Genomic DNA, 23,619 nt, shown 5'->3' with positions numbered 1-23,619 from the left:
TCAGCGTTTGCGCGACGCGCGATGGGCCCGTCGCAGCAGGCCGAGCGTTGCCTGTTCCCATTGCCGCGGGCCACGTGCCTTGGCGGCAGCGCGTTGCAGGCTGCCGTCGCGCCACGCGGTGTAGAGCACCGGATCGATATAGGCCTTGCGGCAGACAGACACCGTATTGCCGAGTGTCGCGGCCACATCGGCGATCACCTGCTTTTCCTGCAGCGCCAGCGCCCGCTCGCTGGGTGGACCGCCATTGCGTCCGGTGGGCAGTGGCAGCGCGGCGAACCGGCGGAATGCCAGCGCGGTGCCGCCCCAGGTCCGGAAATCCTTGGCGGTGAACGACTCGCCCATGGCGTCGCGCAGGTAATCGTTGACCATGCCCGAGTCCACGCCGCGGCATTCGCCCTCGTCGTCCATGTACTGGAACAGCGCCTGCCCCGGCAATTGCTGGCAGCGGCGCACCAGCCGGCACAGCCGGGCGTCGTCGATCGCGATGTCGTGCGCCTGACCGCTCTTGCCGCGGAAACGCAGCCGCGCGCCGCCGGCCTTGGCCCGCTCGAAGTGCCGGTTGCGCAGCGTGGTCAGGCCGAACGAGCCATTGCTGCGGGCATAGGTGTCGTTGCCGACCCGGATCAGGGTCTGCGACAACAGCGACACGACGATCGCCAGCACCTTCTCGCGTGGCATGCCGGGGCGCGCCAGGTCGCGTTGCAGCGCGCGGCGCAGGCGCGGCAGCGCGTCGCCGAATGCGACGATCCGATCGAACTTGCCCAGGCCGCGCGTGGTCGACCAGTCGGGGTGGTAGCGATACTGCTTGCGACCGCGCGCATCGCGCCCGGTGGCTTGCAGATGGCCGTTGGCGTAGCGGCAGATCCACACGTCGGTGTAGGCGGGCGGGATGGCCAACTGCCGGATCCGGGCCAGGACATCGCGATCCCGCACCGCGGCGCCGTCGGGATCGCGGTAGCTGAACCCTTTGCCGGCGCGGCGGCGGCACAGGCCGGGGTCGCGATCGCAGACCCAGCGCAGGCCGGCGGCCCGGGCCGCCTCGAGACTCGCTTGCGTCACAGGTGCGACAGGGGGGCGGTGACGATTCATGAGCGGCTGATAACAACGTGGCGCGTTGCGCGCCGTGAACGTCGTCGCCTTCACCCCCCCGGCACGGAGGCCTGCGCAGACTCGCCGCACACCATAAGATTCGGAGGACGCCCAATGAAGACTCTGCACAAGACCCTGATGGCCGGCGCGCTTGCAGGCGCCGTTGCATTCACCGGTTCGGCGCTCGCGCAGGACCACGATCGCAAGGATCACACCACGGCCGCACAGACCGACTCCCACCAGCCGATGTCCGACACCTGGATCACGACCAAGGTCAAGGCCGATCTGCTGGCATCGAGCGATGTCTCGGGCCTGGATATCAGCGTCGAGACCAGCAACGGCATCGTCAGCCTGTCGGGCGACGTCGAGACGCAGGCGCAGATCGATCGCGCGACTGCGATCGCACGCGGTATCGAGGGTGTGAAGAGTGTGGACGCCAAGCAACTGAAGGTCGCCACCGGCACTTCGCGTCGCTGATCGACGCACCGCTTGATCCAAGGCCCCCGCCCATCGGCGGGGGCTTTTTCGTTACGGCGTCTGCGCGATGTGCGCAGCTGGATCGCGCGCAGCGATCCGGCCCGCCGTGCGGACGCCTGGGCGCGCAGGACGCGGTGATGTGTGCTACCAGCCCTCGAGCGTCGCCGCGAGTGCAGCCTCGTCCGCCGGCAGCGGCGTGCCGTGCGCAGGGCGGGCCAGACAATCGGCGAGCGCGGGCGGCAGCGCCACGGTGTGGCCGACCAGCGGTTCGACGATGGTCTCGAATTTCGCCGGATGCGCGGTCGCCACCACGGCCCAGTCGCGCGTATCGCCTGCCTCGCGCAGCTGCTCGAGCACGGCCAGCGCCGTCGCGGTATGCGGGCAGGGCACGATGCCGTGTCGCGCCGGCGCCGCGGCGATGATCCGGCGAATCGTCGCATCGTCCACGCTGTCGGCGACGAAGCCGGCGCGCAGCGCCGCGTCGTCGTCATGCCAGTGGCGCAGCCGCTCGAAGTTGCTGGGTGCACCGACGTCCATCGCATTGGCGAGCGTGGCCCGTGTGGGCTGCACGGCATAGTCGGCGCCAGCAAAGAAGCGCGGCAGTGTGTCATTGGCGTTGCAGGCCAAGCGAAGCTCGCCCAGCGGCGCGCCCATCGCGCGTGCCAGCACCGCGGCGCAGGCATTGCCGAGGTTGCCGGTGGGCACGACGAGGTTCAGCCGTGTGCCGTGACGGGCGTGGTGCGCGGCCGCGGCGTGCACGTAGTACGCCGACTGTGGCAGCAGACGCCCGAGGCTGATGCTGTTCGCCGAGCCCAGCGGCACGCGCGTCCGCAGCGCGACATCCGACAGCGCCTGCTTGGCCAGGCGTTGGCAGTCGTCGAAGCTGCCGTCGACGCGGAACGCGCGCACGTTGTCGCCCCAGCACTCCAGGCCGTGCGCCTGACGCGGGGACACGCGGCCCTCGGGATAGAGGATGGCGACACGGAAGCCGGGTCGTCGATGGAAGGCCGCGGCCACCGCGGCGCCGGTATCGCCCGAAGTGGCGACGACGATCGTGGTGTCGGGCGCGGCGGGCGCGCGCAACGCGCCCAGCGCGCCGGCCAGGAACCTTGCGGCGTAATCCTTGAACGCGGCCGTCGGGCCATGAAACAGCTCGAGCACTTGGTCACCGGCGCCGTGCAGCGGTCGCAATGGCGCCTCGAAGGCAAACGCGTCGGCGCACAGTGCGGGCAGCTGTGTCTCGAGTCGGGAAGCCGCGAACCAGGGCGCCAGCGTCGCGGCCGCGGTCTCGGCGAGCGTGGTGCGCGGCACGTCCAGGTCGAGGACCGGAATCGAAGCGGGCACATACAGGCCACCGTCGGGCGCAAGGCCCGCCACGAGGGCCTCGTCGATCGGCGTCGGCGCAACGCCGCCGCGGGTGCTCAGAAAATCCATGGTGCTCTCGTTACTGGGTGAAGGGCAGATGCGTGGCGCGCGCGCCGGACGTCCGTGTGGCGGGAGGCGGCCCGAGCAGCGCGGCACGGGGACCGGCCACCGGACCGACATAGGCGCGTGCGTCGAAGCCGGCGTCGACGAACGCCTGGCGCATGGCCGGCGCGGCGGCCTCGGCGTCGGTGTGTGATGCGAACCAGGCGAACACGCTCGGTCCACCGCCGGAGATGCTGGCGCCGAGCGCTGCGTGCGCGAGTGCGGCCGATTTGACCTGCGCGAAGCCGGGAATCAAGCCGGCGCGGCGCGGCTCGACCAGCACGTCGTGCAGCCCGGCGCGGACCAGATCGAGATCGCCGCGCTGCAGGCCGGTCAGAAACAGCGCCAGGTGCGCACCGTGCGCGACGATGTCGTGCAGGGGATAGGGCTCGGCGAGCACTGCACGCGAACGCCGCGTTTCCAGCACCTGGTCGGGATGCACGACGACCGCGTGCAGCGTGGCCGGCACGTCGAGCGCGATCGCCCGGTCGGCGGTCGCCAGCGTCACTCCGCCCAGCAGCATCGGCGCGACGTTGTCACCGTGCCGGCTGCCGCTGGAGATCGCTTCGCCGTCGAGCGCGAACGGATACAGCGCTTCGCGCGGCAAGGGGGTGTCGAGCAGCGCGTTCGCGGCCACCAATGCCGCCACGCACGACGCGGCCGAGCCGCCCAGCCCAGATCCCAACGGAATGCCTTTTTCCAGCCGCAGCGCGAAGCCGTACGGCAGCGACAGCGCCTCGCGCAGCGACTGCAGCGCCAGGCCGGCGGTGTTGCGCGCCGGATCGAGCGGGATCGCCTCGATGCCCGCGACGTCGCCATCGATCGTCTCGATGACGACGGTCGGTGCGGTGATGCGGCGTACCCGGGCGATATCGCGCGGCCCATCGATCGCGTGGCCGAGCAGATCGAAGCCGACGCCGATGTTGCCGACGCTCGCCGGCGCGAACGCGGCGACCCAGGGATGTTCGAGCATGGTGGAGCCTCCTGCTGCCGCGCGGCCGGCGGCGTTGGGTCGGGAGAACGATCGCGGATCGACCGGTGGGCGGCCGGGCGGCGTCCGGGCCTGCGCTGTCATCCTCAGGTCGCCGAGTCGAGGGCGTGCGCACTGCGGCCATCATGCCGCAGGAATGGCAGGCCGGCCTGCTTGCCGAGCGCATGGGCGATCGTCAGGACATCGGCGAACACGCCGGCCGCGGTGACCTCGGGGCCCGCCCCCGGGCCCTGGACGACCAGCGGGTTGTCGGCATAGCGGGCGGTGCGGAACTGCACGAGGTTGTCGGTCAGCCGGGTGTGGCAGCACGGGTGCTCGGCCGGCAGCGCGACCACACCGACACTGGCCTGGCCGTCGCCTTGCAGGCGCGCCAGGTGACGCAGCGCATGGCCATCGGCGCGCGCGGCATCGAGCCGGGCCTGCATCGGCGCATCGAGCTCGTGCAGGCGATCGAGGAACGTGTCCAGCGGCACCTCGCGCAGTGCCTCGGGCACCAGGCTCTCGACCGCGACATCCTCGAGCGACAGCGTCCGGCCGGCCTCGCGCGCCAGGATCACCAGCTTGCGCGCGACATCCAGCCCCGACAGGTCGTCGCGCGGATCGGGCTCGGTGTAGCCCAGGGCGCGCGCCTCGCGCACCAGGTCGGAGAACGGCTGGCGGCCGTCGTAGCGGTTGAACAGCCAGGCCAGTGTGCCCGACAGCATGCCGTCGATGCCATGCAGCGTGTCGCCGGTGTCGAGCAGGCCGCGCAGCGTCTGGATCACCGGCAGGCCGGCACCGACGGTGGCCTCGTACAGGAAGCGGCCACCGCCTGCGCGCTGAGCCTCGCGGATCGCGGCATAACGCGCCCACGCGCCGCTGCCGGCGTGCTTGTTCGGGGTGACCACGTGGATGCCCGCGGCCAGCCACTCGGGATACTTCGCCGCGACGGCGTCGCTGGCGCTGCAGTCGACGATCAACGCATGCGGCAGATGGCTGGCGCGCACGTGCGCGGCGAACGCATCGAGGTCGCAGGCCTGCGCGTTGGCGTCGAGCATCGCGGCGGCGTGGGCAGGGTCGAGCGGCGCGTCGTCGAGGTGCATCCGTCGGCTGCTGGCGATCGCGCGCAGCCGCAGATCCACGCCCGCGCGTTCGCGCAGTGCCGGCACCACATCGGCCAGCTGCGCCAGCAATGCCCGGCCGACGTTGCCCGGCCCGATCACACCGACCGAGACCGTCTGCGGCGACAGCCAGAAGGCCGCATGTGCGGCGCGCAACGCGCGGGTGGCGTCGGCCTGGGCGATCGCCACCGAGATGTTGCGCTCGCCCGCGCCCTGCGCAATGGCGCGGATGTTGACGTGGGCCTGGGCGAGGCCGGCGAACAGTCGCGCAGCGACGCCCTGGGTGCCGACCATGCCGTCGCCGACCGCCGCGAGCACACACAGCTCGTCGGTCACGGTCACGCCCTGGGCCTGGCCTTGCGCAATCGCGTCGGCGAATGCGGCGACGATCGCCGCGCGGCCGCGCTCGACTTGGCTGGCCTGCACGACGCAGCAGATCGAATGCTCCGACGAACCTTGCGAGATCATCGTCACCGACACGCCGGCTGCGTGCAGGGCGGCGAACATGCGCTCGGCGGTGCCGGGCACGCCTACCAGACCGTTGCCGACCAGTTCGAGCACCGCCACGTCGCGGACCAGGCTCAGGCCCTTGACCGGCGAGGCGGCGGCCGCTGCGGCCGGCGCGATCGTCGTGCCCGCCGCCGACGGGTTGCGGCTGTTGCGGATGCGCACCGGAATACCCCGGGCCTGCACCGGCGCCAGGGTCTGGGGGTGCAGAACGCTCGCGCCGAAGTACGCGAGTTCGCAGGCCTCGGCATAGGACATCGCCTGCAGGCAGACGGCGTCGGGCACCAGGCGCGGATCGGCCGAGAGCACGCCGTCGACATCGGTCCAGATGGTCAGGGCCTGGGCGTCGAACAGGTTGGCGAAGATCGCCGCCGAGTAGTCGCTGCCGTTGCGCCCGAGCGTGGTGTCGTGACCCTCGCCGTCGCGAGCGACGAAGCCGGTGATCACGATGTCGCGTGCGGCGTGGGCCAGACGCCAGCTGGCCAGACGGGCGCGACTCGCCTCCCAGTCGACCACCGCGCCCATTTCGCCGTGCCCGACCACCAGCACCTCGCGGGCGTCCAAGCGTTGCCAGTCCGGGCCGAGCGCGGCTTGCGCCAGTCGCGACGACAGCTGTTCGCCGCAGCCGTGGATGCGCGCCAGCCGCGCGTCGCGATCCGCGACCTCCGCATGCAGGCCCTGCAGGTCATGGGCGAGGGCGGCGAACTCGTCTTCGAGCGCGGTGTGCAGCGGGCCGTCGGCCTCGTGTTCGAACGCATCGGCGGTCGTCAGGTGGCGCTGGCGCAGGGTGTCCCAGGCCGGTTTCCAGTCCTGGAGCGCGAGTGCGGCATCGGCCAGCGCGACCAGGGCATTGGTGGTGCCGGACATCGCCGACACGACGACCGGCCGCACCCGCGCATCGGCCGGTACCAGAGCGGCCAGCGCGGCAATGCACGCTGCGTCGGCCAGGCTGGTACCGCCAAACTTGTGGACATGACAGGTGAGCGCCGGCGGCGCGTCGGCAACGGGGGCGACGGACTGGGGGAGGGGCGCGACGGCGGACGACATGGAGAGCTCCTGGAAAAGGGGCTCCGCATCACGGTCGGGCGGGACGTGGCGTCCGCATCCCGGGAGGGGATGCGGAGCGGGCGGTCAGGTCAACTGGCGGCGCGCGTCCACATCCCGGTCCCGGTGGTACCGGTGCCGGTAATGCCGACGATCGTCGTGATGGTCGCTGCTGCCGCGCACGGGCCTGCGGCCGCGCGGATGGCGGTCGTCGGCAGGTGGGCGGTGTTGGTGCGATGCATCATGCCCGCAGCACACCACGCGATCGCGCGCGTTGTCAACCGGTTTTTTGTGCAGGTCAGCCCTGCGGGATGGCGCGGCGCCAGGCCGGCCTGCGCCCGCCCGTGCCGGGAGCCGGGGCGCTTCGGCCAGGACTTGGGCGTCCGCGCGCCGCATGGTCTAATCGGCCCTGAAGCGGGGGTACCGACACCAGTCGGTTGAGACAGTCCCTTCGAACCTGATCCGGTTGATACCGGCGTAGGGAAGCTTCGCAGCCGGCCCCCGGACCGACAGCGCGCGCAGGCGCGCCGGCGGCACGCGGTCCGGGCGCGCCGCCGCTTCGTCCCGCCTTGCGAATCCCTCGCTAAGCGACGCCCGCACCTCGAGGTGCGGCATCCAACAGGACGAACGCCATGAACGCCCAGCCCGCCAGCCTGTTGCAGCAGGCCCAGCAACTCTCCGACTCGGTGACCCGGCCCATTCCCGGCTCGCGCAAGATCCACGTCCAGGGCTCGCGCCCGGACCTGCGTGTGGCGATGCGCGAGATCGCACTGACGCGCACGCCCACGCTGTTCGGCGGCGAGGACAACCCGCCGGTCACCGTCTACGACCCATCGGGCCCCTACACCGATCCCGACGTGAAGATCGACCTGGCGGCGGGCCTGGCACCGCTGCGCGCGGCCTGGATCGCCGAGCGTGGCGACACCGAGGTCCTGCCCGGGCTGTCATCGAGCTTCGGGCGGGCGCGCGAGCATGATCCACGGCTCGATGGCGTGCGTTTCCCGTCGCGTGCGCAGCCGCGCGTGGCCAGGTCCGGCGCCAACGTGACCCAGATGCACTACGCGCGCCGCGGCATCATCACGCCGGAGATGGAGTACGCCGCGATCCGCGAGAACCAGCGCCTGGAGCTGGTGCGCGATGCGATGCTGCGCAGCCAGCATCCCGGGCAGGCCTTCGGCGCGAGCATCCAGCCCTCGATCACGCCGGAGTTCGTGCGCGACGAGATCGCGCGTGGCCGCGCGATCCTGCCCTGCAACATCAACCATCCCGAGAGCGAGCCGATGATCATCGGCCGCAACTTCCTGACCAAGATCAACGCCAACATCGGCAACAGTGCGGTGTCGTCGGGCATCGCCGAGGAAGTGGAGAAGCTGGTCTGGGCGATCCGCTGGGGCGGCGACACGGTCATGGACCTGTCGACCGGCAAGCACATCCACGAGACCCGCGAATGGATCGTGCGCAACTCGCCGGTGCCGATCGGCACGGTGCCGATCTACCAGGCGCTGGAGAAGGTGGACGGCCGCGCCGAGGAACTGACCTGGGAGATCTTCCGCGACACCCTGATCGAACAGGCCGAGCAGGGCGTGGACTACTTCACCATCCACGCCGGCGTGCTGCTGCGCTACGTGCCGCTGACCGCCAAGCGCGTCACCGGCATCGTGTCCAGAGGCGGCTCGATCATGGCCAAGTGGTGTCTGGCGCACCACCGCGAGAGTTTCCTCTACGAACACTTCGAGGACATCTGCGACATCATGAAGGCCTACGACGTGGCGTTCTCGCTCGGCGACGGCCTGCGCCCGGGTTGTATCGCCGATGCCAACGACGCGGCGCAGTTCGGCGAGCTGGAGACACTGGGCGAGCTGACCAAGATCGCCTGGAAGCATGACGTCCAGACCATGATCGAGGGCCCCGGCCACGTGCCGATGCAGCTGATCAAGGAGAACATGGACAAGCAGCTGCGCGAATGCGGCGAGGCACCGTTCTACACCCTGGGGCCGCTGACCACCGACATCGCGCCGGGCTACGACCACATCACCAGCGCCATCGGCGCGGCGATGATCGGCTGGTATGGCACGGCGATGCTGTGCTACGTGACGCCCAAGGAACATCTGGGCCTGCCCAATCGCGAGGATGTGCGCGACGGGATCATGGCCTACAAGATCGCCGCCCACGCCGCCGATCTGGCCAAGGGGCATCCGGGTGCACAGGTGCGCGACAACGCGCTGAGCAAGGCCCGGTTCGAATTCCGCTGGCAGGACCAGTTCCACCTGGGCCTGGATCCGGAGAAGGCGGAGGCCTTCCACGACGAGACCCTGCCCAAGGATGCCCACAAAGCGGCGCACTTCTGCTCGATGTGTGGGCCGCATTTCTGTTCGATGAAGATCACCCAGGACGTCCGCGACTACGCCGCCGAGCACGGGGTGACGGACGACCAGGCGCTGGCGACCGGTCTGGCCGAGAAATCGGCGCAGTTCCTCGCCCAGGGAGCCGAGGTCTACCGTCCGCAGTGATGGCGGCCGACGGCCGCAAGGCACGGCCCCCGGCCGTCGCATCCGCTCGACGGCGCGCGGTGTATGTTCAGGATCGGTATCGTGGCAGCGCGTCACGATCCACCCGTCAACAGGGAGACCCCAAGATGAAGACCTCGACGTCCCGCGTGGCCGCCTGGCTGGTGGCCCTGTGCGGCCTTGCCTTGCTCGCCGGTTGCGCGACCGGACCGCGCATCACCACCGAGGCCGACCCGCGGGCGGATTTCTCGGCCTACCGCACCTGGTCGTTCTACACGCCGCTGGCGATCGAGAAGGAGGGCTACGAGACCCAGACCAGCGAAGTGACCAAGGCGGCCGTGCGCGCGGAGATGGAACGCCGCGGCTATCGCTACACCGAGACCGACCCGGATCTGTGGGTGAATATCAACGCCTACATGGAGCGTCGGACGGACGTCAGCAGCTATCCGACGGTCGACTACGCCTACTACTACAGCTACCGTCACCGTGGTTACTTCGCGGTGCCGTACTGGAACGAGCGCACCAGCGTCTACCGCTACACCGAGGGCACGATGAACGTGGATTTGGTGGACGCCCGGCAGAAACGCCTGGTGTGGGAAGGCATCGCGGTCGGACGCGTCGCCAACCTCAAGCCCGAACAGCGCGAGCAGCGGATCTATTCGACGATCGCCGAGATCTTCGCCAATTATCCGCACCAGGCCGGCGTGCGCAGCCAAGCGCTGTAATCGACCGACGCGGGACACGAACGAAGCGGGCCGATGGCCCGCTTTTTCGTTTGTGTTCCAGTCGCGGCCGTCCGGGGTCAGGGGGCTGTTGCCAGCGGGCCTCGATGAGGACGCGGATCGCCTGCGCCAGGTCGTCATCCTCCGGCGTCCCGCCCACGAAACCGCCGTGGGGCATGCCCTCCCCGAGATGGCACTCGACCGGGACCCTGGGCTTGGACCAACCCACGATGCAGGCGCGCCGCGTTGGAGAGGAACAGGTCGCGGGTTCCCGTTTGCAGGAAAGTGGGTGGCAGGTCGTCGAACTGGCCGAACAAGGGGGGACAGATAGGGGTGACCGAGGTCCGCGCCTCCTGCATAGAGGGGGGCGATCGGCATCAACGGGACGAGAAGCATCACATCGACATCGCGGTTGGTGTGGACGCTGTCGCCGGACTCGCTCAGGTCGATTTCCGGTGACAGCAGCACCAGGCCGCCGGGCATCGGCAGGCCCTCATCGCGTTCGCGCAACAGCATCGCCAGGGCGAGGTTGCCACCCGCCATCTCGGCGCGGACCATAGTGGGTTTGCGCTGGATCGCCTTGATGCGGCCCCTAGAAAGGAACCGGGGAGCGTAGGTGACGGCACGGATTGCATCCGAGGACGCCACTGGTGGCACTGTCGTGTTGCGCCCATCCGCTTTGCCGGATCTGGCGCCGGATCGTGCTGTGTTCAGCTGTCGTTGACTAGGCTTGGCGCCCCGCAGTTTGGATCGCAGCATGACCGTGTCACGCCACGTGGAGGAGGTCGCTTCACCGCAACGTCTTCGCGTTGGCGCGGGTGTGGTGGATTTCGCCACCCGCGAGATCGAGATGCCGGGCGCGCGGCGCAGCGTCCGTGTGACACCGAAAGCGGTGGCGGTGCTGCGTGTGCTTGCTCGCAGTCCTGGCGCGGTGTTCTCGCGCAACGATCTGCTGGCTGAAGCCTGGCCGGACACAATGCCGACCGACGACGTGCTGACACAGGCGATCACCCAGTTGCGCAAGGCCTTCGGTCACGGTGATGTCGGCGCGGCCGAGGGGCGGCGCTACATCGAGACCATCGCCAAGAGCGGTTATCGGCTCACGGTGCCGGTGTCGACGCTGGAGCACGCGGCTTCGACATCGCCGATATCGAGCGATGCATCGCCGGCGGTACATCCGGCACCTGCGTCTTCTTCGGCCCCGTTTCCATCGATGGCAGAGGTTGCGGCAGTGCCCGGTTCGGCGTCGACGTCCGGGCATGCGGCCTGGTGGGCGGGCGCGGTGCTCGCGCTGGTCGCGATCGTCCTGGTCAGCCTGATGCTGCTGGCGCCGCAGATCGCAGGTTCGGGGCCTGTGCCCGACGACGCTGCCGCGGCGGCCCAGGGAAAGCCCTATCGGCTCGTGACCTCGGCCGCCGGGTTCGAACTGTCCCCCAGCCTGTCGCCCGACGCCAGCCAGGTCGCATACTCGGCCCGCACGTTGCACGACGGGACCCCATTGCCCGGCCCGTCGATCCTCATCCAGGCGACGACCGGCAGTGCGCCGCAGGCGCTCTCGGTGCCGGCGGCCGGCGAGCGCGACGATCTGCCGGTCTGGTCACCCGACGGCGAACGTATCGCGTTCGCGCGGTGGGATGACACAGGTGGCTGCCGCATCATGCTGGCCGCCGTTCCGGTTGCGGGCCAGGCGCGCGAAATCACGCGTTGCGATGGCAGCGAGTTGCTGAGCTTCGATTGGCTGCCCGACGGTAGCGGGCTGCTGTTCGGCACCATGACCGGCAGCCCGGACGGTGCGGGCGTGCGCGTGCTCGATCTGGCGACGGGGCGCTGGCGCGCGATTCGCTATCCGGCCGCGCCCGGCGATATCGATTACCTGCCGAAGGTCTCGCCCGACGGGCGTTGGATCGCCTTCGTGCGCAACCCACAACTTGGCGATCTGTGGCGGATCCCCGTCGATGGCGGGGAGGCCGAGCAGTTGACCCAACTGGGCGCGGAGTTACGCGGTCTGAGTTGGGCGCGCGATGGCCGGTCGCTGGTGTACGGCCGCAGGATCGACAGCGAGACGCGCCTGCATCGGTTGGACCTGGACACCGGCACGACCTCGGATCTGGGCATCGAGGACGCGCAGATGCCGGCGATCGCGCGCAATGCGGACATGATCGCGTTCGTACATCGGCAGCCGCAGTTCGGTCTCAACCGGATCGATGCCGTCTCCGGCCATCGCGAACGCCTGTTCGCATCGTCGGGACGTGACACGCAGCCGGTCTTGGCGCCGGATGGCCGGCAGGTGCTCTTCACTTCCGACCGCTCGGGCAGTTCCGAGTTGTGGTGGGCCGATCTGGAGCGCCCCGATTCGCTGCGACCGATCTCTGGCGTGCGTCCCGACACGCGGCAGCCGCCGGTGTGGTCCGCCGACAGCCGCCGTGTGCTGGTCTCGGCGCTGGATGCGCATGGGCGCCCTCGAATCGTCGAGATCGAGCCGGCATCGGGCGCCGTAACAGCGCTTCCGGTGCCGGCGGCCCATCCCCTGCAGGCGGCCTACGGTGAGGGCGGGGCGTTGCTCGTGATCGAGGAGGAGCGTGAAGGGCGGACGGCCCTGGTGGCCTACGACCGTGACTGGCGAGTGCGCGGGCGGTTGGATGGTGTCTCGCACGTCCAATTCGATCCGCAGCGAAGTCGGGTGCTCTACACCCGTCTCGACGGCAACGGGATCTGGAGCGCGACGGCCAATCTGACGCAGCCGCAGCGGCTCAGTGCAGACATTCCTTCGCGTTGGCGCTACCGCAGTTGGGCGCTGACCTCCGACGGGCACGTGTCCTATCTCGACAGCGACAGCGGGTGCCGTAGCCGAATGACCCGGTTTGCGATCGGCAATGACGGATTGGAACGCCAGGATCAGCGTTGCCTCGATGCGTCCAATCGCAGCACGGTCAATGGATTCAGCAGCCACGGTCACGACTGGCTGGTGTCGATCGCAGTCGACGACGGCACCGATATCGGGGTCATGACGATGCCCGTTGCAGCGAACGAGGAGCGGAGCCTGCTTGCCAAGCTGTTGATTTCGTTGAGAAGAAAAGCGTCGTAATGCTTTCGGAAAAAAAACGGGGCGAATTCGGCAAAGATTAGTCGCGCTATCGGGCAAGTCGGGAGGGCAGGTGGCAAAAAGGCGGCCCTTTCCATGTCTGGTGCACCTGCATGTCTTCTGTCCTGTGGTCGCAGCGCGGCCATCTGCTGCAGTTCGACCAACTTTCAGTGCCGGCCCAGTGCGTCGGTGCGTCGCGGCTGGGGGTGGTGCAGGTGACTGCGCCCGCATTCAGCATCTGGGTACAGGTCCGCGGAGAGGGGTGGATCGAGTCGCGCGAGGGCCGCTTTCGCATGCGCTGCGGCGACTGGATGGCGTTCGAGAAGGAATCCGCGCCGCTGATCCAGACCGGACCGCAGGGGATCTGCATCGGCTTGGCACTCGACGCGCGCGCGCTGGCTGAATTGCAGGCGCTCGATGATGGCGGCCTGTACGCCGGACGCGGGCGGGTGTCGTCACGCGAGGTGCGTGGGCTGTTCCGTCTGTGGCGCGAAGCGCAGCGCGGCGGCGGCGATCGGCTGAGCGTGCGGCCGCTGTTGTTGCAACTGGCCATCGTGCAACGCGATCTGGCCGCGCGCGCGCGGCGTTGTCCGGGACGTTCGCGCAATCGCAAACGCCAGGTCTTCGGCCGCATGCAGCGCGCCCGGCTCTATCTGGAAGGGCATAGCGACCGCGTGGTGCGTATCAGCGAATTGGCGGATCTGACCAGCTTCTCGAGCTGGTACTTCTCCAAAGCGTTCCATGCGCTGTACGACGAAAGCCCGCAGGCACTGTCGGTACGCCTGCGGCTCGAGCGGGCCGGCCTGCTGCTGCGCACGACATCGATGATGGTCGGGGAGGTCGCAGCCGCGACGGGCTTCGACAACTGCTGCAGCTTCGCCCGCGCGTTCAAGGCGCATCACGGCACGTCCGCAAGCCGGTACCGGGCCGCCGGGACGCGCAACATCGGGACCGGCAGGGCGACCGAAGAGGTGTACGCGAGCCTCTGACATACCGCTGTGACAGCCGTCGCATGATGACGGCGCATTCATCGAATAAGCCAGATTCGGCAAAGCGAGAGGGCCCGCGCCGCAAGGCGTGAGCCCGGCGTGCAGACGTAACGTGCGATGGGCGTCTTAACGCGTCAGTAACGCAACCACTCTGGAGAGAGAATTTGATGAACCTTTGCACCCCCACGATCCGCAAGGGCCTGCTGCCCGCCGCGATCGTGTTCGCGCTCGCGCCCGTCGCTGCCAGCGCGCAGGACCAGACGCAGGGCACCACCGAACTCGACCGTATCCAGGTCACCGGTTCGCGTATCAAGCAGGCGGATATCGAGACCTCCCAGCCTGTTCTTACGATGACGCGTGCCGAAATCGAGAAGCAGGGCTGGACCTCGGTCGCCGACGTTCTGCAGCGCGTGTCCGCCAACGGCGCCGCGCTCAACCGTACCTTCAACAACGGCGGCGACGGTTCGGCCGGTGTCAGCCTGCGCAACCTGGGTGAAGCACGCACCCTGGTGCTGGTCAACGGCCGCCGCTGGACCTCGGGTCTGGGTGGTAGCGTCGACCTGAACACGATTCCGTCGGCGATCATCGAGCGCATCGACGTCCTGAAGGATGGCGCCTCGACGATCTACGGTTCCGACGCCATCGCCGGCGTCGTCAACATCATCACCCGCACCGATTTCGAAGGTGTCGAGGCGAGCGCGTACTACGGCCAGTTCGGCCAGGGCGACGGTGCCCGCGAGGCCTGGGACGCGACCATCGGCACCTCGAGCGATCGCGGCTCGCTGGTGATCGGCGCCTCGTACGTCAAGGAAGATTCGATCATGGCGGGCGACCGCCCGATCTCGGCCGGCGGTCCGCCGCACTTCGGTGGGCAGAGCGGCACCGGCTATCCGGGCTCGTTCGTCGATCCTGCCATCAGCAGCAAGGATCGTTATGTCATCGTCAATGGTGAGCGCGTCCCCTACGACGGCGTCACCCACGGCTACAACTCCGCGCCGGACAACTTCCTGTTGACCCCGTCGGAACGCAAGTCGATCTTCGCTCAGGGCACTTACTCGCTGACCGATAATGTGTCGGTGCGCACGGAAATGCTCTACAACGAGCGTGTGTCCGAGCAGTTGCTGGCCGCTATGCCGGTGACCGGCATGGTTCTCGACGCCGACAGCCTGTACAACCCGTACGATCGCGACCTGATCTCGGTCAACCGTCGCTTTGGCGAAACCGGTGGTCGTTCGTTCAACCAAAACGTCAAGACCTTCCATTTCTACGGCGGTCTGGAAGGCTTCTTCGAAGTCGGTGAGCGGACGTTCGACTGGGATGTCGGCTACCGTTACGACAAGACCGACAACAATGAGCTGACCTACGGTCTGTTCAATCTCGCCAATCTCGAGAAGGCCTACGGTCCGTCCGAATTGCGCGACGGTGTGCCGGTCTGCGTGAGCGCGCCCGGTGGCGACATCATTGCCGGCTGCGTGCCGATCAACCCGCTCGGGCCGTTGGGCTCGATCAGCCAGGGCGCGCTCGACTACACCTCGTTCACCGCGCACGATTCGACGATGGTCGAATCCAAGGGCATCACGGTCAACCTCAGCGGTTCGATCGTGGAGCTGCCGGCCGGTACGCTCGGTTTCGCCGCCGGCTACGAGCGTCGCAAGGAGTATGGTCAGTTCGACCCCGATGCGTTCATCGCCGCTGGCCTGAGCACCGGTAACGGCACGCTGCCGACGCGCGGCGGCTACGACCTGGACGAGGTCTACCTCGAACTGTCGATTCCGGTGCTTGCTGACCTGCCGGGCGCCGAACTGCTCGACTTCAGCGTCGCCAGCCGTTACTCGGACTACAGCAACTTCGGCGATACCACCAACAACAAGGTGGGCTTCCGTTGGAAGCCGTTCTCCGACCTGCTGATCCGCGGTAACTACGCCGAGGGCTTCCGCGCGCCGAGCATCAACAACCTGTACGCGGGCGACTCGGATTCCTACGAGTCCTACGCGGACCCGTGCTCGACGCATTCCCCGCTGAACTCCAACCCGACGGTGCGCGAGCGTTGCGCTGCCGCCGGCGTCCCGGCGGACTTCGAGCAGCCCGGCGACGGCGCACTGCGTCAGACGGATGAGCCGTTCACCTGGCAGGCGAATGCCGACCTGCAGCCCGAGGAAGCGAAGAACAAGACCCTGGGCTTCGTCTACAGCCCGAGCTGGGCGCAGGGCCTGAACGTCTCGCTCGACTGGTGGAAGATCAAGATCGACAACGCGATCACCCGTCCCGAGGCGAACTTCATCCTCGAGAAGTGCTACGCGGGTAACGCGACCGAGCAGTCGATCTACTGCGGTCTGATCACGCGCGATCCGACGTACCCGGGCGCCCCGAACATGGTGACCAACATCGATATGCCGTTGCTCAACCTCTCGTCCTACGAGGTGGAAGGCTACGACCTGTCGGTCAAGTACCGTTTCCCGGAGACCAGCTACGGCCAGTTCGCGCTGTCGTGGGACAGCACCTACCTGTCCAACTGGGAGCGTCGCGCGACGGTGGACTCCGAGTCCGAGAGTCTGCAGGGCCAGTATCTGCAGCAGGACCCCTACTGGCGCATTCGTTCCAACGCATCGCTCGATTGGGCGATGGGCGATGTCGGCGTCACCTGGACCGCGCGTTACATGTCCGGTCTGGAAGAAGCCTGCGCCTACAGTGTGGGCGAGGGTGCCGAGGAGTACTGCTCGGATCCGGGTCGCCGCATTGCGTCGGGCTCGGCGCCGCGTAACCACCTCGCCTCGACCACGTACCACGATCTGCAGGTGCGCTGGAATGCGCCGTGGAATGCGACGATCTCGCTGGGTGCGAACAACCTGTTCGCGAAGGATCCGCCGCTCGCGCTGCTGGCCCCGTACAACCAGTTCGATCCGCAGTACGACGTGCCTGGCCGTTTCACCTACATCCAGTACCGTCAGCGCTTCTGATCGAAGCTGTTGAACAAGAGAACGGCTCCTTCGGGAGCCGTTCTTTTTTGCGTTCGAGGGGGTGTCGTTCGCATCGCCGCGCAGGACGATCTGCGTTCAGTCGCCTGGTGATCTCAGCTGCGTGGCGCACGCGCGCCAATCCTCGAGCCGCTCGAGCACACCGACGCGCGCCAGATAGTCCTCGCGCAGCGGCAGGTCGCCCGCGAGTGAGGTCGCGACATGGACCGCACCGGCGATCCAGAAGCCGCGCGTGCCGGCACGCGCAGGGTCGCGCTGGAACGCAACGGCCTCGATGATCGGCATCGGCAGACCCCACAGGCCCAGCAGGTAGGCGCCGGCCTCGATGTGGCCGGGCGCATCGGACAGGACGTCACTGTCTGTGTCCGCTGCATCCGGGCGCGCATCGCGGACACCGGGCAGCAGCAGGCCGATGTCGGCCAGCAGGGCGGCGGTCGCGCCGAGCTCGGCGCTGGATTCGGGGAGCAGTCGGCGTGCGAGCTGTGAGGCGTGCAGGGCGCGCTGCTGCAGTGCGTGGCGGTCCACGTCGATGCGCCCGGGCTGCGCGAAGACCTCACTGGCGAGCACCAGGTCGCGCATCGTCGACAGTCCTAGGCGGGTCACTGCGGTCCGCAGGTCGGCGATCGTGCGGCCGGCCGCGTAGTAGGCCGAGTTGCACAGCTGCAACACCTTGGCGGCAATCGCTGGATCACGACCGATCAGGCGGGCGATGTCGGCCGCGCCGGTGGCGTCTTCGGCCTCCAGAGCATGGGTCAGCGCCAGATAGGTCTGCGGCGGTGGCGGCAGCCGCTCGATGCGGCCGATGCATGTGCGCAGGGCCGGGTCGTCGAGCAGGTCGCGCAGTTCCTGGAGGCTGCCGATGGCCTCGAGCAACTGGGCGTCGTCGACCGGAAGGGGCAGGAAGCGGTGGGCGAGCGAGAGCAGGCGAGCCGCCGGCTGGACGTCGATCAGCGCGATGCGCGAGGTCTCGGGTCTCAGCGTCCGGATCTGGCCGAGCAGCATGGCAGCGGACATGTCGGGCAGCGTCGGTGCCACGACGACGACATCCTGTGGCGATTCGGCGGCCAGGGCCATGGCCGCGCCGCCGTCATCGACATGCGTGATGTCCCAGCGCGCGTCCATGCCGCCGGCCAGTTCGAGCAAACCGGCGGGCAGGCCGTCGCTGCCCCCCACGAACAGAATGCGCACGTGTGCCTCTCCCCCTGCGGAACGCCGCGCGGGCGCAGCGCCGATGCGCCCGCGCGCCTGCGCGCGCGCCGGGCGGGTGCCGGCGCCATCACGGCGCCGGACGTGGATCAACCTGCCTGCTTGTAGGCTTCGATCGCGTCGACCAGGATCTGCTTGGCCTCGGCGGCATTGCCCCAGCCTTCGACCTTGACCCATTTGCCCTTCTCGAGATCCTTGTAGTGCTCGAAGAAGTGGCCGATGCGCTCGAGCCAGTGCGTGGACACCTTGTCGAGGTCGTCGACGTGGGCATAGCCGGCGAAGATCTTCTCGACCGGTACGGCGAGGATCTTCTCGTCGCTGCCGGCCTCATCGCTCATCTTCAGCACGCCGACCGGGCGGCAACGGATCACCGAGCCGGGCACCAGCGGCAGCGGCAGCACGACGAGCACGTCGGCCGGGTCGCCATCGCCGCAGACGGTCGAGGGCACGTAGCCGTAGTTGCACGGATAGCGCATCGGCGTGGACAGGATGCGGTCGACGAAGATCGCGCCGCTTTCCTTGTCGACCTCGTACTTGACCGGCTCGGCGTCCTTCGGGATCTCGATGATGACGTTGATTTCGTGCGGCGGGTTCTTGCCGGTGGAGACGGAGTCCAGGCCCATGCTGCTGCGGTTCCAGTGCGGAAAGTGGGCCGTCATTCTACGCGCAAGGCATGTTGCGGCGCAGCGCGGACTGGCGTTCCGTTTCGCCTGAAACCGTCGCAGGCAGCTTCGTCCTCGGGTACGCCCTAGTACGGGCGCCCCATACGGGGGCGTACATATGGACGCCTCTTTTCTCGTGCAGGCCTGCCATGACCACGTTCGACTCGCTGTCGCCCACGTCTGTTCTGTCTTCAAGTGCCCAGGGCTACTGGGATAATCCGCTGGCGCCGACCCCGCACCGACACGACGGGCCGGCGACCGAAGTGGGGCGCGGCCCGGTCGACGGGCTCGCCGACGGCGGTCCGCAGGTCAGCACGCGTGACCAGCCGCAGCGGGCGGCCGGCGGCGCGGTCGAGATCGACGGCACCGCCACCAATCCCGACGAGAAGACGACCGGCAGCACGCCCGACGGCAAGCCGATCCAGATCGATCCGCTGCACAAGGATGGGCAGGTGGAGATCGCCCGGGAGCGCACCGTCGCTCAGGGCTATGTCAGCCGCGACCAGGTCGTGTTCACCACCGGCAGTGGCAACGACGATGTCGGCGTCAGCCAGCGCGACGATGGCACGCTGGATGTCACCGTCAATGGCGAAAGCTACGAGGTGCGCCTGGGCGAGGGTCAGGAGCTGACGCTGCGCACCGGCGAGGGCAACGACACGATCAAGGTCGCGCCGAACGTCGACGTCAACATCGTCGTCGATGCCGGTCAGGGCGACAACGAGGTGCTGGTCGAAGGCAACGGCGACAACCGCATCAGCAGCGGCAATGGCGACGACCTGATCCGGGTGACCGGCAGCGGCCGCAACGACATCCACACCACCGGCGGCAACAACGAGATCCATGGCGGCAGCGGGGTCAATGTGATCTACGGCGGCGATGGCAACGACACCATCCACGCCGGTGCGGGCACCAACTACATCGAGGGCGGCCGTGGCGATGACGTGATCCATGGCGGCGGCGAATTCGACATCATTTCGGCCGGTCGCGGGGACGATACGGTTCACGTCGGCGAGGGGCGCACCACGGTGTACGCCGGCGACGGTCAGGACACGATCGAGGGCGCGCATGCGCAGACGACGGTGTATGCGGAGGTCTCGGACCTCGTGAACGCTGCGACCGGCGCCAAGCCGACCGTGGTCAATGTCGAGATCGACAACAGCGTCGGCGACCGCGGCATTGCGGTGAAGGGTTCGGACGCGTTCGTGCAGCGCATGCAGTCGGAACTGGACTTCCTGCGTGCGTCGCCCAATGGCCAGCAGATGCTCGCCGAGTTCGACACGGCGGCCGAAGCCAAGGGCAACACCGTGACGATCCAGGAGCTGTCCAATGAGGACAACGGCTACGCCCAGACCTTCAGCAATGACGCCGACATCGTCAACGGGCGCCCGGGGGCAGGCGGGGATGTGACGATCAGCTACAACCCGTCCTTCCACATGGACGCGTTCCCGGCGCCGTCGGTGGTGCTGTATCACGAGATGTCGCATGCCTACAACGGCGTCAACGGCACCTTCCTGCCGGGGACCTACCGCGGCGAGGGCCCTGACAGCGGCCAGGTGCCCAACGCGGAGCGTCAGGCCGTGGGCCTGGAGACCAGTGCCCAGCCTTACGACTTCGACGGTACCGGCCCGCTCACCCATAACCCGATCCATCTGACCGAGAACGGCATCCGCCGCGAACTGGGCCTGCCGGATCGGCCGAGCTACGCGCTCTGACCGACCGCGCTGCGATCTAGCCCGATGATCTGGGCACCGAAGGCGGCGCATGCGCCGCCTTTCGTGTGAGGGCGGGTGCGCGCCGCGAGCTGGTGAGACGGCGCGTCGTGCGCGCCGCACTCACGGCATCCACCGCATGCTGGGCTTGGCCGTGCATTGTCTGCAGCGCATGGCCTACACGCATTCGCACAATCGCTTGCGCCGTGTGCCGTTGCCGCTTTCCGACATCGAGGTCTTCCATGACGCCGACCGATACTGCCCGCGCCCATGTCGATGCCGACGGCGTCGCGCTCGAAGCCGTGTTCGCTGCGACCGCGCGCGGTGCGCTCGAGGTCCGCTATCGGCTACGCAACACCGGCAGCGTTGCGCTCGCCGTGTTCGACCGGGGCGACCGCCACGCGGTCCTGACCGGGCGCCAGAAGCCGGGCGCGGCCGGCATTCCCTATCTGCGCGAGGAAGGCGAGGGCCGGATTACGCTCTCGCACGTCGCGCAGTCGCTGCCCTCGCCGGCACCGACCGTGCCGCCGACACCGCTGGCGCGCCGGGTCGAGCCGGGCGGCGAACTGGTCGGCGAGTTCGCCTTTGCGCAGTGGCTCAGCGATGCCCCTGCCGCGGTGCGCTGGTGTCTGGGGGTCGCCCCGGCCGATGCCGCGCGACTGCTGGCGCCCGAGCCAGGCGACGACGGCGAGGTCTGGCGGGCCGATTTCGCGTTCGCCGATATCCAGCGTCTGTTGTGCACGCCGTGGTTCGATCTGGCGCGCGGAGTTTTCGCGAAGGGCGACTGAGCGGCGGCGCTTGCGCAGGTGCGGGAGGCGGAAGGCCTGGATCCTGGAGATTCGAGCGTTCGCCGCATGCGGGACGGGGCGGCGACGCCTGCTGCGCGTTGCAAGCGCGGCGGCGAGGTTGCCCCCTCCGCGGCGATCGCGAATCGCCGATGCGTGCAGGCCGCGTGCCTTTACCCCGCTCCCCTCTCCCGCCTGCGGGAGAGGGGCCCAGATGCCGGGCGGGTTCGACGTTGACTACAGCAACGGCACGAGAAGCAGTGCCACGATGTTGATGATCTTGATCAGGGGGTTGATCGCCGGGCCGGCGGTGTCCTTGTAGGGATCGCCGACCGTGTCGCCGGTCACCGCGGCCTTGTGCGCCTCGCTGCCCTTGCCGCCGAAGTGACCATCCTCGATGTACTTCTTGGCGTTGTCCCAGGCGCCGCCACCGGTGGTCATCGAGATCGCGACGAACAGGCCGGTGACGATCGTGCCGATCAGCAGGCCGCCCAGCGCACGGATGCCCGCGCCGGGGCCCATCAGCGCGTTCATGCCCAATGCGACGACGACCGGCACCAACACCGGCAGCAGGGATGGGACGATCATCTCCTTGATTGCCGAGCGGGTGAGCATGTCGACCGCGCGGTCATATTGCGGCTTGCCGGTGCCGGCCATGATCCCGGGGATCTCGCGGAACTGGCGGCGCACTTCCTCGACGACGGCGCCGGCCGCGCGGCCGACCGCCTCCATCGCCATCGCGCCGAACAGGTAGGGGATCAGGCCGCCGATGAACAGGCCGATGATCACCGCCGGGTCGGCGAGGTCGAAACGGAATTCGACGCCCGGATACCTCGCTTCCAGGTTGTGGGTGAAATCGGCGAACAGCACCAGCGCCGCCAGCGCGGCCGAGCCGATCGCATAGCCCTTGGTCACCGCCTTGGTGGTGTTGCCGACCGCGTCGAGCGGATCGGTGATCTCGCGCACTTCCGAAGGCAACTCGGCCATCTCAGCGATGCCGCCGGCGTTGTCGGTGATCGGGCCGTAGGCGTCGAGCGCAACGATCATGCCGGCCATCGACAGCATCGCGGTCGCCGCGATCGCGATGCCGTAGAGCCCGGCGAACGAGTAGCAGGCCCAGATCGCGAAGCACACCGCGACCACCGGCAGTGCGGTCGACTTCATCGACACCCCGAGCCCGGCGATGATGTTGGTGCCATGGCCCGTCGTCGACGCCTGCGCGATGTGCTGGACCGGTCCGTACTGGGTGCCGGTGTAGTACTCGGTGATCCAGACGATCGCGCCAGTGAGCAGCAACCCGATCAGCGCGCACCAGTAGAGGTTGCCGGCGCCGTGGGCGTTGCCGGCCATCAGCTGCGTGGTGATCGGCCAGAACAGCACCGCGGCGATGACGCCCGAGACGATCACGCCCTTGTACAGCGCGCCCATGATCGAGCCGCCCGACTGCACGCGGACAAAGAACGTGCCGACGATCGAGGCCAGGATCGAGGCACCGCCCAGCACCAGCGGATAGAGCACGCCATTGGCGCCCACTTGGCTGGACATCAGATGGCCCAGCAGCATCGTCGCGATCACAGTGACCGCATAGGTTTCGAACAGGTCGGCGGCCATGCCGGCGCAGTCGCCGACGTTGTCTCCGACGTTATCGGCGATCACCGCCGGGTTGCGCGGATCGTCCTCCGGGATGCCGGCCTCGACCTTGCCCACCAGGTCGGCGCCGACGTCGGCGCCCTTGGTGAAGATGCCGCCGCCCAGGCGCGCGAAGATCGAGATCAGCGAGCTGCCGAAGGCCAGGCCGACCAGCGCGTGCAGGGCGGGCTCGCCGGCAATGCCGAAGTGCGGCAGCAGCATCCAGTAGCCGGCCACGCCCAACAGCCCCAGGCCCACCACCAGCATGCCGGTGATCGCGCCGCCGCGGAACGCGACGTCCATCGCCGGGCCGATACCGCGCCTGGCCGCCTCGGCGGTGCGCACGTTGGCGCGCACTGACACATTCATGCCGATATAGCCCGCCGCGCCCGAGAGCACTGCGCCCAGCAGGAAGCCCAGGCCGGTCGACCAGCCCAGGAACAGGCCGATCAGCAGGAACAGCACCGCGCCGGCGATCGAGATGGTCAGGTACTGGCGGTTGAGATAGGCGCGCGCGCCCTCCTGGATTGCGCCGGCGATCTGCTGCATCCGTTCGTTGCCGGCCGGTTGCCGGTTGATCCAGCCGGCGGAGACCACGCCGTAGAGAATCGCGATGGCCGCGCAGCCCAGCGCCAGCCACAAACCGTATTGCTCGAGCATGGACCCCCTCCCGAAAGT

Annotated in this window: 16 protein-coding genes and 1 riboswitch; of the genes, 8 read left to right on the top strand and 8 right to left on the bottom strand. The window is 68.5% G+C overall.

From position 1 onward, the window contains the following. Window positions 1–1,089 (bottom strand): DNA topoisomerase IB, encoded by a 1,089-nt coding sequence (locus FHW73_RS00225; protein ID WP_183424709.1) that lies wholly within the window; start codon window positions 1,087–1,089, stop codon window positions 1–3. A 114-nt stretch (window positions 1,090–1,203) separates the two neighbouring features. On the opposite strand from FHW73_RS00225, the gene FHW73_RS00220 reads away from it, so the two are divergent. Further along, a complete protein-coding gene (locus tag FHW73_RS00220; protein ID WP_183424708.1) occupies window positions 1,204–1,566 on the top strand; it encodes a BON domain-containing protein in 363 nt (120 codons plus the stop codon). A 144-nt stretch (window positions 1,567–1,710) separates the two neighbouring features. On the opposite strand, the gene thrC is transcribed toward FHW73_RS00220, so the two are convergent. From thrC to FHW73_RS00200, 4 genes are all read right to left on the bottom strand, one after another. Then, window positions 1,711–3,000 carry a threonine synthase gene (thrC, locus tag FHW73_RS00215; protein WP_183424707.1) on the bottom strand — a complete coding sequence of 430 codons (1,290 nt, stop codon included), beginning with the start codon at window positions 2,998–3,000 and terminating at the stop codon, window positions 1,711–1,713. Between the two features lie 10 nt (window positions 3,001–3,010). Then, window positions 3,011–4,006, bottom strand: coding sequence for a homoserine kinase (locus FHW73_RS00210; protein ID WP_183424706.1), 996 nt, complete (start codon window positions 4,004–4,006; stop codon window positions 3,011–3,013). Window positions 4,007–4,110: 104 nt separating this feature from the next. Further along, window positions 4,111–6,678, bottom strand: a complete 2,568-nt coding sequence (thrA, locus tag FHW73_RS00205; RefSeq protein WP_183424705.1) for a bifunctional aspartate kinase/homoserine dehydrogenase I — start codon at window positions 6,676–6,678, stop codon at window positions 4,111–4,113. 89 nt (window positions 6,679–6,767) lie between these two features. Beyond that, a complete protein-coding gene (locus tag FHW73_RS00200; protein ID WP_183424704.1) occupies window positions 6,768–6,920 on the bottom strand; it encodes a hypothetical protein in 153 nt (50 codons plus the stop codon). A 161-nt stretch (window positions 6,921–7,081) separates the two neighbouring features. After that, window positions 7,082–7,177, top strand: a riboswitch (TPP riboswitch). Window positions 7,178–7,307: 130 nt separating this feature from the next. Here FHW73_RS00200 and thiC point away from each other — a divergent pair. The 5 genes from thiC (at window position 7,308) to FHW73_RS00170 (ending at window position 16,932) form a co-directional block, all read left to right on the top strand. After that, window positions 7,308–9,185: a phosphomethylpyrimidine synthase ThiC gene (gene thiC, locus FHW73_RS00195; RefSeq protein ID WP_183424703.1), complete on the top strand. Its 1,878-nt coding sequence runs from the start codon at window positions 7,308–7,310 to the stop codon at window positions 9,183–9,185. A gap of 125 nt (window positions 9,186–9,310) precedes the next feature. Then, a complete protein-coding gene (locus tag FHW73_RS00190; protein ID WP_183424702.1) occupies window positions 9,311–9,907 on the top strand; it encodes a DUF4136 domain-containing protein in 597 nt (198 codons plus the stop codon). A 754-nt stretch (window positions 9,908–10,661) separates the two neighbouring features. Further along, window positions 10,662–12,989: a winged helix-turn-helix domain-containing protein gene (locus FHW73_RS00180; protein WP_183424701.1), complete on the top strand. Its 2,328-nt coding sequence runs from the start codon at window positions 10,662–10,664 to the stop codon at window positions 12,987–12,989. Window positions 12,990–13,099: 110 nt separating this feature from the next. Continuing rightward, window positions 13,100–13,975: an AraC family transcriptional regulator gene (locus FHW73_RS00175; RefSeq protein ID WP_183424700.1), complete on the top strand. Its 876-nt coding sequence runs from the start codon at window positions 13,100–13,102 to the stop codon at window positions 13,973–13,975. Window positions 13,976–14,142: 167 nt separating this feature from the next. After that, complete coding sequence (locus FHW73_RS00170) at window positions 14,143–16,932, top strand: TonB-dependent receptor (protein ID WP_183424699.1); 2,790 nt, start codon at window positions 14,143–14,145, stop codon at window positions 16,930–16,932. A 96-nt stretch (window positions 16,933–17,028) separates the two neighbouring features. Here FHW73_RS00170 and FHW73_RS00165 read toward each other — a convergent pair whose 3' ends face one another. Beyond that, window positions 17,029–18,105: an HDOD domain-containing protein gene (locus tag FHW73_RS00165; RefSeq protein WP_255492591.1), complete on the bottom strand. Its 1,077-nt coding sequence runs from the start codon at window positions 18,103–18,105 to the stop codon at window positions 17,029–17,031. A gap of 140 nt (window positions 18,106–18,245) precedes the next feature. Then, window positions 18,246–18,779, bottom strand: coding sequence for an inorganic diphosphatase (ppa, locus tag FHW73_RS00160; protein WP_183424698.1), 534 nt, complete (start codon window positions 18,777–18,779; stop codon window positions 18,246–18,248). A gap of 188 nt (window positions 18,780–18,967) precedes the next feature. Between ppa and FHW73_RS00155 the strand changes: the two genes are divergently transcribed. Both FHW73_RS00155 and FHW73_RS00150 read left to right on the top strand, forming a co-directional pair. Further along, window positions 18,968–20,530: a M91 family zinc metallopeptidase gene (locus tag FHW73_RS00155; RefSeq protein WP_183424697.1), complete on the top strand. Its 1,563-nt coding sequence runs from the start codon at window positions 18,968–18,970 to the stop codon at window positions 20,528–20,530. A 239-nt stretch (window positions 20,531–20,769) separates the two neighbouring features. Further along, window positions 20,770–21,315: a hypothetical protein gene (locus tag FHW73_RS00150; protein ID WP_183424696.1), complete on the top strand. Its 546-nt coding sequence runs from the start codon at window positions 20,770–20,772 to the stop codon at window positions 21,313–21,315. Between the two features lie 234 nt (window positions 21,316–21,549). Here the strand turns inward: FHW73_RS00150 and FHW73_RS00145 are convergent, their stop codons facing one another. Next, complete coding sequence (locus FHW73_RS00145) at window positions 21,550–23,601, bottom strand: sodium-translocating pyrophosphatase (RefSeq protein WP_183424695.1); 2,052 nt, start codon at window positions 23,599–23,601, stop codon at window positions 21,550–21,552. Window positions 23,602–23,619 lie beyond the last annotated feature (18 nt).

The organism is Luteimonas sp. RC10 (genome assembly GCF_014192745.1).
GTDB lineage: Bacteria > Pseudomonadota > Gammaproteobacteria > Xanthomonadales > Xanthomonadaceae > Luteimonas.
Note: the sequence above shows the minus strand (reverse complement) of the source record. Positions and strands in the feature narration are given on the sequence as shown.